Raw genomic sequence first — 16260 nt, 5'->3', positions numbered from 1 at the left:
GAATTCAACCTGTATGAAAAGATATCGGTTAATATGTAATAAAAAAATAATGGGTGGTTTCCCGGGAGTAGTGACAAATGGCAAGGGCATATGACATTTTAAGAACGGCGTGAAACCATGACCATATTGATCCATGATGTAGATATTAAGCTTCTCAGGGTATTTTACACCATCGTCCAGTGCGGTGGATTTTCGCTCGCTCAGGCGCGACTTAACGTGAGCCAGTCTTCAATCAGCACGCAGATGTCGAAACTGGAAACACGGCTAGGCTTCAGGCTGTGTGAGCGGGGACACGGTATCTTCCGCCTGACCCCCGAAGGCGAACATGTGTTGAAGGCGACCGAGAGGCTTCTGGCGGCACTGGATGATTTCAGTAGTGAACTTCTGGAATCCCAAAAGAAACCTGCCGGTGATCTGCGTATCGGCCTGATGGACAATATGGTGTCGAACCCGAACTCTCCTCTGAGCAACGTTCTGGCGGATGTGGCAGAAGATGCGCCGGACATTCACTTCAATATTCATATCGGCAGTGTCGCTGACCTGGGTGAGCGGGTGCTTGATTCCCGGCTTCATCTGGCGATCAGTTTTTCCTATCGCCCGATCGCAGGTTTGTCCTACACCCCGCTGTTCACAGAGGAACATCAACTTTATTGCGGGCGCGCGCATCCCTTTTTCGATCGCGATGACCGTACTATCACGATCGAAGAGCTGCTGGAAGCAAAGTATGCGGGCTGGGGCAATTCTGCTGCTATCCCGGATGACGATATGCCAGTGGCTTTTACGGAGGTGGCGTCGTCCCACAATATGGAAGGACTGGTCTACCTTGTCCAGTCGGGGCATTTCGTGGCCTTCCTGCCGTCCCACTATGCAAAACGCTGGGTGGAAAAGGGAGAAATGCGGGCCGTTCGTCCTGACATATTGTCACACTCTGTCCAGTTTTACCTGATGCTCCGGGACAATGATTGTCACCCGCTGGTGGTGCGTTGTTTCCTGGATTATCTGGCAAATTATATTTCACAACAGGAACTGTCCCGAGCGGTTGGCTGAGAAGGCATCACGTGGAGTTAATGCCTGCTTTTCCACTCCGGAATAGACAAAAATACAGGGTCGTTTGATCCTGAATAAATAATACTGGCCCAAGGGCATATGAGAAAGGGAAGAAATGACAGCCGCTGAGACTAAAGGGGAGTTACTTAACCGGCCTCTGGTCGTTATCTATCTGTCTATTCTTTTCTGTATGTTCGATGTGGCTTCGATGCCGGTCTTTGTTGGTGGATATGTGGATATCCTGGGGTTCACGGTGGAGAAGGCAGGTCGGATCGCGTCTGCTGAAATGATTGCCGCCGCCGTCGGCAGTGTGATGGCGTCACTTTTCCTTTCGCGTCCCGGCGTTAATCTGCGCCGGGTTATTGTTGTCTGCATCCTTGTGAAGGCACTTATGCAGGTGGTTTCCGGGACCGTTGACCAGTGGGTCGTCTTCGGGGGGGCGCGGGTCATTTCAGGCCTGACTTCGGGACTGGTCTCTTCCACGGCTACGGTTTATGTCGCCAGCCTCCGGAAACCCGACAGGGCCTTTGCTATATGTTTTGGGTTGTTGAGTGTAATCGGCCCGCTCGGCTTGTGGTTTGTTCCGTCCCTGATGGCCTCTATCGGCTTGTCCAATGTCTTTCTTTTGTTTGCAGCCAGCCTGGTCTTGAGCCTTCTGGTGCTTCGTTACTATCCCAGCACAGTGGAAACTGGTAGAGCCCGGCAGGTTGATACAGCGGAGCCTGTCGCCTCCCATTCTCTTATCGGCGTTGTGTTGTTGTTGTCTGCGGTTCTGCTGAATTTCATCTGCAACGGCGGGATATGGATCTACGCCGAACGAATTGGTGCTGTGGCCGGCTTCAACATGATTGATCTTGGCCATTTATTGTCGGTTGCCATGCTGTTGGGGGTTTCAGGCACTGTGCTTGTCAGTATTGTGGAGGACCGTTTCGGGCGTCTCCTGCCCCTGGTGTTGTCTCATGTTACCCTTTGCGCCAGTATTCTCTGGCTTTATCTTGAACCGGGACGGACAGGATATTTTGTTGCGATTACAGTCCTGAATATGTCCACCGTTATTGTGATGCCTTATTTCCTCTCCAGCCTGGCCATGGCAAAGGGGATTGGTCCCCGGGCGGCCGTCATGGGGAACGCCGCTTCCATGATCGGTTACGGGTTTGGTCCCGGTGTCTTGTCCTTCTTTGTTTCCGATACAGGATTTGAAGCCGCATTCATTGTGGCGGGCTCCGGCGTTATCCTCAGTCTTATCCTGACTGTAGGGGCGCTCATGCTGCTTGTCAGGGACAAGCGTGACGCAGCCCCCGCCATAGTTCATTGACAGAGCGGGCAGATGTCATCTGCACGCAGGCTTGGTGATGCTGCAAAGCCCACATTTCACTTTTGATATCCACAGCAGGAGGTGCTTGCCATAAATTTGGTCGTGTAGGGATCGATAGTTTAAGGAGAGAATTTATGATCGACTATTCCGATGTGAGCTTCGAGTTGAAGCCCGAGTTCCTGAAGGTCACAAGGTTTATTCTGGAAGAGCAGGCGGTTCTGAAGGAAGGGGAAAAAGTTCTCCTGATCTATGACTCCCATACCCCTCAACATGTGATCAATGCCTTTCTGGGTACGGCGATGCAGCTTGGCGCAGATGCCTATTCCCTGAAGGTGCCAATGGCGCCCCATCCTGCGGTCCAGCCGGCTTTTACCTGGGACAAGCTGGTGGAAAACTCTGCGCGCAATGCTGACCTGATCATCGACATGGCAATCGGTTATGCGGAATTCATGGTCCATCTGGTCAACGACGGCGCTCGTATAATCATGCCGGGCGACGCAACCGGGGCCCCGCATATCGAGGACTCTCTGATCCGTTGCCTCCTGCTGGAAGATCCCTACGCAGTGCGGGATGAGGCCCAAAAAATTACTGACATTATGTCGGCAGGCAAGTCAGTCCATATTACTTCGGAAATCGGGACGGATTTCACGCTTGATGTCGAAGGGGTTTCGGCAGAAGCCGGTCACGGTTTTATGAGCGACCCGGAGACAGGAGAAGTTGTGACCCCCTATCAGATCACACCGGGCGCCATGCCGGGGTATCTGCTGCCCGCCGGTTCAGGTGATGGCATTCTAGCGATCGACGGGGTGACGCTTTATGAAAATGTTCACCAGATTCCGCAGGACCCGGTATTTCTGACCCTGGAAAAAGGGAAGATTGTTGATGTCAGAGGGGACCGTCGGGTTGCCACAAGGCTCCGCGAATGGCTGCAGCTTCTGGATGATGAAGGCTGCTGCAACGGCCCGGTGCATGCAAACATCGGACTTAGTCGTATGGCGCGCCTTACAGAACACCTGGAGTGGGAGAGGGTGCGTGGATCCATGGTTTTCGGCTTTGGCGACAATTCCATCCTGGGGCCCTATTACTCAAGCTCTAAAATGAAACTTTCAAAATCGGGCGTTCACTGGGATGCGCAAATTCTTACACCAACGCTGGATGTGGACGATATCCGGATCAGCGAGAATGGAATTGTGCAAAAAATTTAAAGGGAAGGGAACGGCGCCGGTTCGTCCCGGCGCTGTTTCGCGCGAAAGCATGAACTCTCGGCTTTCGCAATTGCAAAAGCGGGCTTAGCTTTTTTTAAATATACAGGAAGCCAGAGGTCGCCAATAATTTTTCTATAAAAATGGAGAAAAAATCTCCGGTATTAAAAAAGATAGAATTAGTGGAGTGAAGACGTATGCGTAGGAAACTTTTAGGTACAACAGCTGTTTTGCTGATCGAGACCGTTCTTGGAACCTCGGTTCATGCCCAGGATGCCTCTGGTGACGCAGTGATGTTTGAAGAGATCACGGTTACGGCAACTCGTCGCAGCCAAAGTGTTACGGAAATTCCCTCCAACATCACTGCGGTCAGCGGTGACCGGTTGGAGAAGGCCGGTATTTCTGATATTTCCGGGCTTGTACGCGCGGTGCCCGGGCTGGCCCTGTTTGATGAAGGGCCAAGGACCTCCGGCAACCGGAATAACTTTGTAATCCGGGGACTGAACGCTAACCCGGCCAATAACAATGACGATAACCCGTCACTGGTTCAACCATCGGTTTCTACCTATCTTGGGGAAACGCCGGTCTTTTTCCCGCTGAAGCTTGTCGATCTGGAACGGGTCGAGGTTTTGCGCGGCCCGCAGGGAACGCTTTATGGTGCGGGATCCGTCGGCGGTACTATCCGATTTATTCCAAAAAAGCCGGACTTTGAAGAGTTCACCGTGGATGTCAATCTTGAAACATCGCTGACAAAATCTGCGAGTGATCCGAGTTTTGACGGCTATATCACGGTGAATGCTCCCGTTTCCGACAAGGCTGCGGTTCGGTTTACCGGCGGCTATGAATATACCTCCGGCTTCATTGATGCGGTGGGGCTGATTCAGCAAGAAGGAACAGCGCGGAATCCGGGTGGGCCGGTTCTGGCGGACCCGGATGACTTTGTCGGCAGCGGCGCCGCTTTCGCCGAGGTCGAGAAAGACCATAATGACGCCCGGGCGGCTTTCTTCCGTGGCGCCGCATTGTTTGAACCTTCCGACAATGTGGAAATTCAGCTGAACTATGCCTACCAGGAAGTGGAAGCGGATGGCCGTTACGAGGATAACCCCAATTACGGTACTGGCGAAGACTATGTTTCCTATAAAGCCTACACCGATCCCCAGGATTCCCGTATTCATCTGATAAACGGGGACGTCCAGGTCGATCTGGGGTTTGCGCGGTTGACATCTGCAACTTCCTACGCTGATGTGAAAACGGACAGTGTCTCTGAATCCTCCGGTTTCCTGCGTACAAACCTGGCGAGTTATTATTTCGGGTTCCCCCGGCTTTATTCCCCGATCGTCAGGCACCAGCGAACAAAAACCTTCACCCAGGAAGTTCGACTGGTCTCTAACGGTGACGGCATGTTCGACTGGACCATCGGCGGATATTATATGAAGCGAAAACTGTCCTTTGATCTGCTTCAGACCATGGCGGGGATCAGCGACTATACAAATGCCATTTTTGGTCTCGATGCCGATCCTCTTGATTTTTCCGATGTCCTGGCAGAGGGGCGGACAGACGAGACTTTCCAGGACCTTGCCGGCTTTGGAGAACTGACCCTGCATGCGACCGACCGTCTGGATGTGACCATTGGCGCGCGCGTCTTCCACCAGAAGACAGAAGGGGAAGCTGGTATCCCGCTGCCTTACGCGTCACGCACGACCTCCTTCTTCTACGCAATCAACCCGCTGGATGACTATCTGCTCGGGGGGTATAACAGTTATGAGCAGTCTTCTACTGATGCGATCTTCAAGGCCAATGTGGCTTATACCATTGACGATGACACCCTCGTGTATGCCACTTGGGCGCAAGGGTTCCGCCCCGGGGGAGCAAACGCACTTCCTTTGATCGACCCCTTCGGGAATGACAACTCGGATATCATGGAATATGAGTCCGATACCGCAACCAACTATGAAATCGGGGTAAAAGGCCGTCTTGCTGACCAGTTCACCTACACGGTGACATTGTTCCAGGTGGACTGGGACGATTTCCAGACCATCCTTTATTCTCCCTTCGGGCAGAACTATGTGGATAACGTGCCTGGCGCACGGTCACGCGGGGTGGAGGCGGAAGTTTATGCAAACCTGAGCGAGAACCTGAGCCTGATGCTTGGTTATGCTTATGTGGATGCAGAAACGACGGCAGATTTCTACTACACCTTTGGCAACCCGGATACCCTCGTGCCGACGGGAACGACGTTACCGGGATCGTCCAAACATGCCCTGACCGTATCATTGGATTATCTGGTGCCGGGCGAGGTGCTGGGCGGGCAGTTTGCTCTGCATGGCGACCTGTCCTATCGAAGCAAAACCGCAACAGGCTTTGTCGATATCGAGAACTTTGTGCAGGACGGCTATATCGAGCTGGATGACTTCACGGTGCTCAACGCCTCCATTTCCTGGCGTAAAGACGATTGGGATATTTCCCTGTTCGGGGAAAACCTCACCAATTCCCGGGGCACCACCCAGGGACTGTCTGCCGAGCAAATGGGAGAAATGGACCAGAGCCGGGGGGTTATCCGGCCTCTCTCAGTCGGACTTCGACTGAAGCTCAGTCTGTGAGTTCTCCCGCTTGGCAGTCAGGCGGGCCCGGTATATGCTGGTCATCCACACAAAATCAGTAATACCGGGCACCAAGGGATTGGAATGACAAAACAGGCAGCAGAAAGAGAAAAGCTTCTGAAAGCTGCCTGGCTGGCATACCGCGAAGGGCGGTTTCCCGAAGCGGAACAGCAACTCGACGATCTGTTGGCGAGTGGTGTGACGGATGCCCGGATTTGGGATCTCAAAACCGAGGTGGCGCTGCGTGGCGGCGACCTTGACGCATCCCTGGAAGCTGTGAAACAGGCTGTTCTTCTTGACCCTGAAAATTCCAGGTATCTGGTACAGCAGGCCCGCTGCCACTGTCTGGCGGGGCAGTTTGAGCAGGCCCGCCTGCTGGCGTCTCAGGCCGCTGCGGCAGGAATTGTTCGAGAAGAAGACTTCGTCATGCTGGGGGGGCTGCTGGTCAGATGTGAAGCCTACGAGGAAGCTCTCGGACATTTCGAAAAGGCTTTGTCCCTCAATCCGGATAATACAGATGCGCACCGCGGACTGGCAAGTGTTCAACGTTTTTTCGGGAATAAAAAAGAGGCGGAAAAGGCCTGTGATTTTGTTCTGGCGCGAAATCCTCTGGACGGCGAGATCCAGAACTTAAGATCATCACTCAGACCCCAAACAGCAGACGAAAACCACATTCGGGAACTGCTGGACGTGGTGCGTAGCGGTCGCCTTGACTGGCGCGGGGCGGTGCAGGTCGCTTATGCCCTGGCCAAGGAATATGAGGATTTGGGCGAATGGGACAAGTCGTTTTATCATTTGGAAAACGGCGCCCGGATCAGGCGTATGCATACCCGATATGAGCTTCAGGACGATCTGAAAATTTTCCAGGCGATTGAACAGGCTTTCGACGGACGGGAGGGTGTGACTACACCGGAACAAGCATGCGGCAGTGATGTGCCGATTTTCATTGTCGGTATGCCCCGCACCGGTTCAACACTTGTGGAACGGATTATTTCCAGCCACAGCCGCGTCAGTTCCGCCGGCGAGCTGAATGAGTTCGCAACAGAGCTTGTCTCCCTTGTCGACAAGAAGGCCGGAAAGAGAGTCGATCGTCTGGACCTGCCCGCCGTGGCGCTTGACCTGCCCATGAAAGAGCTGGGCGAGGCCTATGTCAGGAATGTACGTAAGCGGGCGTGGGAGAGCCCGCGCATTATCGACAAGCTTCCGCTGAACTTTCTCTATCTGGGGTACATCCATCTTGCCCTTCCCAAGGCAAAGATCGTTCATGTGAAGAGGGATCCTATGGATGCCTGCTATGCTATATTCAAATTCCTCTTCAATCAGGCGTACCCCTTTTCCTATGATCTTGAGGAACTTGGCGAGTACTATGCCGCCTATCATCGGCTGATGGCGCTTTGGCGGAGGATTTTGCCGTCTGCAGCCCTGATTGAAATCAGTTATGAAGATCTTGTTGCCCATCAGGAGGAGGAAAGCCGGAAGTTGATCGCCGCCCTTGGGTTGGAGTGGGAGGACGTTTGTCTCGAGTTTCACAAAAATGCTGCGGCCTCTACAACTGGCAGTGCAAGTCAGGTGCGAAACAAGATCTATGACAGCTCCGTGGGCAGGTGGCGCTGCTATGAGAAACAGCTGTTACCCTTGAGGAAGAAATTGAAGCATTTCGGGTTATTGTAAAGTCAGGAACTCTTGTCGTCCGTATATATCTAATATTTATTGTTGGGCAATAAGTTCCGTAAAAGTGCGCGAGATGTGCGCACATTTACCCTTAACCCCTTGTAAAATGTAGCGTCTGTGGTGCGGACTGGGGCACCACTGTAGATTTGCCAATCGTTCCCTTACCTTCCTGAACTCCGTGGTTTTGTGTAATCGCTGTTTTTCAGCGTTTTTGCCGCCTGCCTGTTCCGCCAGCATCACATTGATCCTGGTCAAACTGTGCGCAAATTCTCAAATTAGGCAAAATTTGTGAATAATCACTATGGTCAGTGAATAGCGGGTGCCGGGGAAAACCACAAATAATGCTCCCAATCTAAAAAATGGAGCAACCAATGTATACACCATCAAAAAGAACAACGAAGTCGGTTCTGGCCCTGTCCTGCAGCCTGCTGGCTCTTGGCAATGCGGCAACAGCCGAGGAAACGGCATCCGGCAACGATACCGCCTGGCTGCTGGAGGAAATCACCGTGACCGCCCGCAAGCGCGAGGAGGGGCTGCAGAGTGCGCCTATCGCCATTTCTGCCTTTACCGGCGAGGGGCTTGAGTATCGCGGCGTCACCGATGTCGGCGAGATCGCCCAGTTCACCCCCAACCTCAGCTTCCAGAACAGCCCGAGCTTCGGCGGCGCCAGCAACTCCGCCGCCATCTATATTCGCGGTGTGGGCCAGAAGGAATTCCTGCCGACGGTGGACCCGGGCGTGGGGCTTTATGTGGACGGCGTCTATATCGCCCGTTCCGTCGGCGGCATCCTCGACCTGATCGATGTGGAACGGGTCGAGGTGCTGAAAGGCCCGCAGGGCACCCTGTTCGGCCGCAACACCATCGGCGGCGCCATCAGCATCACCACCAAGAAACCGCACGAAGAGTTCGAGGCCAAAATGTCCGGTACTTTCGGCAGCGACAACCGCATCGACCTCAAGGGATCCATGAATTTGCCGCTCAGTGACAAGCTGTTCAGCAGCTATTCGGTGGCCTATCTCAGCCAGGACGGCTATGTGATGCGCGATGATGGCATTGATCTGGGCGACGACAACACCCTGTCCGGCCGCGCCTCCTTCGTGCTGGAGGCCAGCGACGACCTGGAGATCAGTTTCTCCATCGAGGGCAGCCGCGACCGGGAAAACGGCCCGGCCATGACCCTGCTCGGCATCAACTACGACGGACCGATCGATCCCGAAACGCCGCCGATGGCAACCATCAACAATATTATTGCCAACCTGATGGCCGGCGGCGCCTACGCTCCCTGCGCCTATCCGGGATCCACCCTGAACCTGACAGTGGATGGCTGTTATGACGACCGCTATGTCTACGGTGGTGAGGAAGTTAACTCCGGTACGGCCCCGGCCTATTCCGACACCGATTTCTGGGCTGCCAACCTGAATGTGGAATGGGACATCAATGATGCCCTGACCCTGAAGTCCATTACGGCCTACCGCAACCTGGATGCCCAAATGGCGAGGGACGGGGATCATTCCCCGCTGCTGATTGCTCATTACCAGGATGACCTGAGCCAGGAACAGTTTACCCAGGAATTCCAGCTGCTTGGTACGGCATTCGGGGATCGCCTGAACTGGATTGTCGGTCTCTATTATTTCAAGGAGAGCGGGGATAATGCCAACGAGCTGAATTTTACTGTCTCGCATTTCATGAGCGGCGGCGCTTATGACAACCAGAGCATGGCGGCCTTTGCCCAAGGCACCTATGACATCACCGACCGTCTGCACCTGACCGCTGGCATCCGCTATACGGACGAAACCAAAAAGTTCACACCCGATCAGTATATTATCGACAACTATTTCGCCGGGACTGGAGATCCGCAGTTGGACGCCCCCTTCATGCAGGCGGGCGAGCCCATTCTGCCAAATGTGGAGAAAGAGCTCAGCTATGACGAGATTGACCCCTATCTGAACCTCTCCTTTGACGCCACCGACGACCTGATGGTTTATGCGTCCTATTCCGAGGGTTTCAAGTCCGGCGGCTTCACCCAGCGGGTATTTCCGCCCATTGTTGCGGGCTTCACCGCCCCGGCCGGAACAGCGGATGTGGACCTGATCCCCACCTTCGATCCGGAATTCGTGAAGGTCTACGAAGTCGGCTTCAAATATACCGGTTTCGATAACCGCCTGCGCCTCAATGGTGCCGCCTTCTGGACCGACTATACCGACATGCAGGTGCAGGTGTTCACCAGCGTGGCGCCGATCACCAAGAATGCCGGCGCCGCCACCATCAAGGGAGCCGAGCTCGAGCTGCAGATGACCCCGGCCGACGGCTGGTTTGTGGAAGCCGGTCTTGGTTACCTTGATGCCGGCTATGACGAAATCGATTACGACACTACGCTGGTGGCGTCTGCCAACCGGCTTGACCGGGTGTCCGACTGGTCGATCAGTGCCGCCGTGTCGAAAGAGTTTGATCTTGGCGATGCAGGCTCCCTGGTGCCGCGGGTGGACTGGTCCTACCGTTCCGAGTTCGACAATGACGCTTTCAACACGCCGGAGATCCACCAGGATGGCTATCACCTGCTGAATGCCAACATTACCTGGGAGAATGTGGATGAAAATATCGCTTTCGTCTTTGGTGTGAAAAACATCACCGACGAGAAATATCTGCAGACCGGGATTATCGGTGACGCCTTCCAAGCCTATGAAGGTCTCTATGACCGCGGTCGCCAGTGGTACATCACCGGCCGGTTTGACTTCTGATCTGTCGAAGCGCTAAACGACCCCATAACGCTTCGAACTGAACCCGGACAGCGGCGATATATCGCGCTGCCCGGGTTTCTTTATATAGCATTTTATAGCGAGAGGAAAATATGTCTGAAGAACTGAAAAAGGGTTTTCAAAAGGCGCTGCGCCGGATGGCGGCGAGCGTCTCCATTGTGACAGCAGGTGATGGAAAGGAACGGGCGGGAGCAACCGTCAGTTCCGTGGTCTCGGTCAGTTTCGAGCCCCTGTCATTGCTGGTCTGTATTCACCGCTCTTCGCTGTTTCATAAAATGATCAGCGCGCAGGAGCACTTTTGTATCAACCTGTTGCAGGACAACCAGCAGGAGATCTCTGATCGTTTCAGTCGTCCGGCCTCACAAGCAGATCTGTTCAGGCAGGGGAACTGGTGTGAACAGGGCGGGCTTCCCTGGCTGGAAGATGCCCAGGCTGTCTTCTTTCTCAGGAAAGCAGAAGCGGTGGAGTTCGGCTCCCATACCGTCTTTATCGGAGAAGTTGAGGAGGTGCTGAGCCGGGAAGAGGTGGCGCCTCTGGTCTATCTCGATGGGGGGTATCGCAAAGTACCGGCCTGACGAAAAAACAGCACCCCCGCGGGGGTGCTGTAAAGTTTAACGGGATGGTCTATGAGGTTGGGTATCCCGTCTGGGAGAAAGTTAATCTGTCGCCATCAGGCAGCTTCGCTGTGCGCCTGGATGAATTTCCTGGCTTCGGCAGGGTCATAGAGCCAAGGATCTACCCGGCGCGGGTCGTTGAAAGCGCCTGCAAAGATACGGCCGATGGCCTGGTTGCTTTGCGCTGCGCCGAAGATTTCCACAATGTGGTCCGGCAGCGGGGTCAGGAAAGTATTGGTGAACTTGATGACCCAGTGGGCATAGTCCATGTAGGCATCGAAAGTACCCTGCATCCAGTTTTCGTCAAAGGCCCTGCCGCGATTGTCGACAATGCGTTTCAGGTAGATGGCAGCCGCCTTGCTGGCGTTGTTGGAGCCCTGGCCGGTGATCGGGTCGTTCAGGCAGATGGCGTCGGCGATACCGAGCACAATCTGGCCGGACGGCAGGTAGCCGATGGGTTTGCGCACCGTCGGCGGGAAGCGGCCGGTAAGTCGGGCATTGTCGTCGGTGAGTTTGATGTTCCGGCAGCGTTCTCCGAGCCAGGGGAAGAACCTGTCCAGCAATGTCTTTGTCATTTCCAGATGCTGGTCCGGAGTTTTGACTTCGTGCCAGACATCCATTTCGCCGCCGGGGACAGCTTCAAAGGTCATGATGTCGCAGGCGCCGCTGGTGGTCAGGCCAGGGAAGGTGACGCATTCGCCGATGCCCGGGTTGACGTTGATGTTCAGGCTTGGGGTGTGCTCATAGGGTTCCATGCCGGTAAAGTACACCAGGGACAGGCCGCGCATGGGCTGATGAAACTGGCATTTTTCCACATCCTTTTCGAACAGGCTGCCGATTTCCCCCTTGCCGGACGCAACAATGACCAGATCGCTGGTGCTGCAATAGTCTTCCAGATGTTCGATCCCGGCTTCAAGAATGGTTAATGTGCCGCCGAGTTTTTCAAACTCTTCCATCCAGCGCGGCATTTTGACCCGCTGGTCGATGGAGTTGCCGGCACCGTCCAGCGGTGCGTGCCAGTCGATCATCGGTTTGGCTGAGTTTCCGATCATCATGTTGACATTGTTATAGGCGGGCGCTTCATCGTCCCAGAAATTCAGGCCCAGTTCCCGCTCGTGGTCCAGGGCTTCCTGGTACATGGACTGGCTCGACATGATCCGTCCCGTCCTGATTTCTTCACCGGTCCGGTTGGAGACGATTTCCACTTCGATCTCGCTGTGGAGCAGTCCAATACCCAGTTGCAGGCCTGCCTGGCCAGCGCCGATAATGGTCACTTTCATGAAACTTCCTTTCCTTTCTCTAGGAATTCTTCGCTTTTGTGTCATGACCATCAGTATGTCGCGCGCGGGGAAGGGTGCCTATTCCGAGACTTCAGCAATTATGCAGAAACTGGGGAATTGTGGATGAAACAGGGAAAGTAATCAGGCTCTCAGGGTTTCGGACGGGGAGATGCCATATCTCTTGCGATACACTACCGAGAAACGGCCCAACTGGGTAAAACCCCATTTGGTGGCGATTTCCGTGACCGTATCGTCCGCGGTCGCCTTCATCAGATCGCGATGCGCCCTGTCCAGTCGGACAGAAGCAAGAAAACGCATTGGCGTGGTGCCCCGGAACTGGCGAAAGCCGCTGAAAAGCTGGTTGGCCTTGGCGCCGGTGACATCGATCAGGGTTTCAATGGTAATGGGGCTGGCGGCATTCTCCAGAATAAATTCCTCGGCAAGCTTTACATGCCTTGGCGCGACCGCACAGGTGCGGGAATGCAGCGAGTCACTGTAATTGTGGGGCTGCATATGCAGCAGGCTGGTCATAACCAGTTGTTCCATCTCCTTGACCATAAACGGATGCTTGACCAGGTCCGGGTTGTGTTTGATGGACTCCAGCAGGAAGCCAAGCGATCTTTTCCAGCTTGCTCCGTTTACCGAGGTGAGGTCGAGGTCCAGGTCGAAATCGATGCTTCGGGAGATCGGACTGCCGAGCAGATTGGACAAGTGTTGTTCCAGCTTTGCGCGCTCTATCTTCAGGACAAGCTTCCGGCAGTCGCTGCTCCATCTCATTTTCAGAGAGCGGGCCGGGTTTGGAATGGAGGCATGCTGCGGCGTCGAGGTGACGGTGCGCCCGCCGCAACTTATTTCGGCATGACCATTGAGGGGAATCTGGATCAGATAGAATTTTTCCAGTTCGCCGGGTTCTATGGCGACATCGGCGCCATAGCTCATTTCGACCAGAGAGAACTGGTCAAGCTTCATTCTTTTGTGCCAGTAGTAAAGACCCGGGTCCCGTTGTTCTTTCCTGAGTGTATGGGAACAAAACAGGCTGGAGACGATTTCCCGCGTCTCGTCCAGGGAACCGGAACTGGTAACAGGTAAAGATGAAAAATACCCTGAATACATCTTCTTGCCTTGTCATCTGTCTATGTGGACAGGCTATATTGTGCATGTCTTGCAAACATCGCCTGCCGGCCCGGAGGTGTCAGCGGATTTTTATTTTTGTATCCGCACTCCGTCCGTGTCGGAGGACGGAATTTATCCTCCATTTTTCTTTACATTTCCAATTTCTGGCATGTAATATAAATTAAATATCAATAAAAAATCAATGGAAAATGTAATATGAATGAGCCCAAAAAGATCAAAATGATATTGCCCGTGCCGCTTCCTGCGGAGGCGATAGGGATGTTTGAACAGCAGATTCCGGAAAATTTGCGCCGGTCCGATATAACCATTGATTTTGTTGCCCCCCGCAACGGGGCAAAGATCCTGGATTCCTTTTATGAATTCACCCTGGCAGATGCCTTTGTCCTTGACGCCGGCATGGCCGCCGAAAAAGAAGGATATGATGCGGTTTGCATCAACTCCATGAGTGATTCCGGTCTGCATGCCCTCCGATCCTGTCTCTCCATACCGGTGATCGGTCCCTGTGAAGCCACATTGCTGACGGCTTGCATGACCGGTCAGAAATTTTCCATCCTGACGATGTGGGACAGATGGAAGCCCATGTATATGAAGACCATTCGCGAGCAGGGGCTGCAGACCCGACTGGCCTCGATACGCGCCATTGGTGTCAATCCGGATGCGGAGGAATTGCTGGCGGGCAAGGAGGAAGTTGTTTTCGACCTCCTAAAGCGTGAAGGCGAGGCCGCGATTGAGAAAGACGGCGCCGATGTCATTATTCTGGGCTCGACCACCATGTATCAGTCCTATGATTTTCTGTCGGCCAACCTGCCGGTGCCGGTACTGAACCCGGGGCTCATTGCGCTTAAGACCTGTGAAATGTTCCTGGATCTGGGGATGGCACATAGTCCGCGCTATTACCAGCCGCCCCGGGAAAAGGATGAGAATTTGTTTTCAGGCGTTGAATGCAAGTTTGCCTGAACAGTGTACTGTTGCAAGAAAGCTTTGATTTTCTTTGAAAAATTGATTGAGGCTATGTAGAACTATAATTGAAGTTTAAAGCTTTGCAGAGGAAGAATGATGACGAAAGACGAAAATCTGGATCCGACCTACTACAGGCGCTGGCATCTGGCCAAGACCATTCCCGAGCTCAAGGTAACGGAATTTGAATATGCGGTCATCCGCTATTATGAAGCCTTCATCCGCTGGGTGCAAAGTGCAGTTGAAGTGGTTTCCCCACTGGATATCGGGTTTGCAGAGCATCTAATTCTGCATGTTATCCGCATGCAGAACCGGCCCAAGGCAGCCGCAACCATCGCCCGGATGATCAATCGTGACGATATTCCCAATATTCAGTATTGTCTGCGTAAACTTGAAACGGCGAAATTGATCGAAAAGAAGAAGGAAAAGGGCTCCAAGACCTTTACCTATTCGGTGACGGAAGAGGGCCAGAAGCTGACCAACGAATATAGTGATCTGCGGTCTGAGTTGCTGATCAAGAATCTGTCTGCGATCGCCGATGTTCAGGAGCGCCTGGAAGACGCGACCCAGCTTTTGTCGGTGCTGACAGGTGTTTACGAGGAAAGCGGGCGAATTTCTTCGACCTATAATCAGAAGCCGGCCGAATAGAAAGATTCCATAAGTTCTGATCGGGCCCTCATGATGCCGTGAGGGCCTTTTTTGTTTTAAAATTAATATTCAATAAAAAATAAATTGAAAATCAATAGAAAATAAATATATAAAATACTCCAAGACATATCAACGGAGACCTGCAACCGGAGGAATTTCGGAGCGCTGCAGGTGTCCAGAACAGGGCAAATGGAGTTAGGGCATTGGAAAATAATCCGGAAATCGGTCAGAAAATTGAAACCTGCGGTTATCTGACGAACTATCATGATGCGGGCGAAGGTGACGTTGTGATTCTGCTGCACGGGTCCGGCGCCGGGGTTTCCGGCTGGGCCAACTGGCGGGGCATGATTCCCCTGCTGTCCACTCGCTTCCGGGTCATTGTCCCGGACCTGGTGGGTTTTGGCTACACCGAAACCCCCGGGGACTTTGAGTTTGATTTCATGTCCAGCTGGATCGACCAGATCGTGGCGTTGATGGATGGGCTGGGCCTTGAAAAGGCGCATCTGGTTGGCAACAGCTTCGGCGGCTCTCTGTCCATGTGGCTGGCGAGCCAGTATCCGGATCGCTTCGGCCGTTTGGTTCTGATGGGGCCCGGTGGCTGGCCGCTTGAGGTTAATTCCGAACTGGAAGAACTTTGGGGCTATACCCCTTCTGTGGAAAATATGAAACGGATCATGGATATCATGGCCTATGATCGCGGCCTGGTGACTGACGAACTGGCCGAGCTGCGTTACCGGGCGACGATCCGCCCCGGCGCCCAGGAGACTTTCGAGCGGGTTTTCCCGGTGCCGCGCCAGCGCTGGCTCGACGCCCAGGTCCTTTCCGTTGCCCAACTGCAGAATATTACCCATGAAACCCTGCTGATCCATGGCCGGGATGATATTGTGGTGTCGCCGGAAGTCTCCCTGAACCTGCATCGGCATATCAGGAACTCGCAACTGCACATGTTCGGCAACTGCGGCCACTGGACTCAGATTGAGCATGCGGCGCGCTTTAACCAGCTGGTGCAGAATTTCCTGGATGAAGAGTAAGGGGT

At 53.8% G+C, this 16260-nt stretch carries 12 protein-coding genes; 10 read left to right on the top strand and 2 right to left on the bottom strand.

The window, feature by feature from the left end:
• Positions 1-117: 117 nt before the first annotated feature.
• The 7 genes from FIV46_RS09035 to FIV46_RS09005 all read left to right on the top strand — a co-directional run bounded on the left by FIV46_RS09035 (position 118) and on the right by FIV46_RS09005 (position 11166).
• Positions 118-1047 carry a LysR family transcriptional regulator gene (locus tag FIV46_RS09035; RefSeq protein WP_139940600.1) on the top strand — a complete coding sequence of 310 codons (930 nt, stop codon included), beginning with the start codon at positions 118-120 and terminating at the stop codon, positions 1045-1047.
• A 115-nt stretch (positions 1048-1162) separates the two neighbouring features.
• Positions 1163-2362: an MFS transporter gene (locus FIV46_RS09030; RefSeq protein WP_139940599.1), complete on the top strand. Its 1200-nt coding sequence runs from the start codon at positions 1163-1165 to the stop codon at positions 2360-2362.
• Positions 2363-2496: 134 nt separating this feature from the next.
• The gene (locus FIV46_RS09025) at positions 2497-3567 is read left to right on the top strand and encodes a 2,5-dihydroxypyridine 5,6-dioxygenase NicX family protein (protein ID WP_139940598.1); all 1071 of its coding nucleotides are present in this window, start codon (positions 2497-2499) and stop codon (positions 3565-3567) included.
• A gap of 194 nt (positions 3568-3761) precedes the next feature.
• Positions 3762-6164, top strand: coding sequence for a TonB-dependent receptor (locus FIV46_RS09020; RefSeq protein WP_139940597.1), 2403 nt, complete (start codon positions 3762-3764; stop codon positions 6162-6164).
• Positions 6165-6248: 84 nt separating this feature from the next.
• Positions 6249-7835, top strand: coding sequence for a tetratricopeptide repeat-containing sulfotransferase family protein (locus FIV46_RS09015; RefSeq protein WP_139940596.1), 1587 nt, complete (start codon positions 6249-6251; stop codon positions 7833-7835).
• Positions 7836-8206: 371 nt separating this feature from the next.
• Positions 8207-10573, top strand: coding sequence for a TonB-dependent receptor (locus tag FIV46_RS09010; RefSeq protein WP_181163145.1), 2367 nt, complete (start codon positions 8207-8209; stop codon positions 10571-10573).
• A gap of 110 nt (positions 10574-10683) precedes the next feature.
• Positions 10684-11166, top strand: coding sequence for a flavin reductase family protein (locus tag FIV46_RS09005; RefSeq protein WP_139940594.1), 483 nt, complete (start codon positions 10684-10686; stop codon positions 11164-11166).
• A 95-nt stretch (positions 11167-11261) separates the two neighbouring features.
• Here FIV46_RS09005 and FIV46_RS09000 read toward each other — a convergent pair whose 3' ends face one another.
• Complete coding sequence (locus FIV46_RS09000) at positions 11262-12485, bottom strand: styrene monooxygenase/indole monooxygenase family protein (protein WP_139940593.1); 1224 nt, start codon at positions 12483-12485, stop codon at positions 11262-11264.
• Positions 12486-12626: 141 nt separating this feature from the next.
• Positions 12627-13598: an AraC family transcriptional regulator gene (locus FIV46_RS08995; RefSeq protein WP_139940592.1), complete on the bottom strand. Its 972-nt coding sequence runs from the start codon at positions 13596-13598 to the stop codon at positions 12627-12629.
• A 279-nt stretch (positions 13599-13877) separates the two neighbouring features.
• Between FIV46_RS08995 and FIV46_RS08990 the strand changes: the two genes are divergently transcribed.
• The 3 genes from FIV46_RS08990 (at position 13878) to FIV46_RS08980 (ending at position 16255) form a co-directional block, all read left to right on the top strand.
• Positions 13878-14576 (top strand): aspartate/glutamate racemase family protein, encoded by a 699-nt coding sequence (locus tag FIV46_RS08990; RefSeq protein WP_219846039.1) that lies wholly within the window; start codon positions 13878-13880, stop codon positions 14574-14576.
• Between the two features lie 99 nt (positions 14577-14675).
• A complete protein-coding gene (locus FIV46_RS08985; RefSeq protein WP_219846037.1) occupies positions 14676-15224 on the top strand; it encodes a winged helix DNA-binding protein in 549 nt (182 codons plus the stop codon).
• A 203-nt stretch (positions 15225-15427) separates the two neighbouring features.
• Positions 15428-16255: an alpha/beta fold hydrolase gene (locus tag FIV46_RS08980; protein ID WP_139940590.1), complete on the top strand. Its 828-nt coding sequence runs from the start codon at positions 15428-15430 to the stop codon at positions 16253-16255.
• Positions 16256-16260 lie beyond the last annotated feature (5 nt).

It is taken from the genome of Emcibacter nanhaiensis (genome assembly GCF_006385175.1).
Classification (GTDB): domain Bacteria; phylum Pseudomonadota; class Alphaproteobacteria; order Sphingomonadales; family Emcibacteraceae; genus Emcibacter; species Emcibacter nanhaiensis.
The sequence above is the reverse complement of the archived record's forward strand: the minus strand, read 5'-3'. Positions and strand labels throughout refer to the sequence as shown.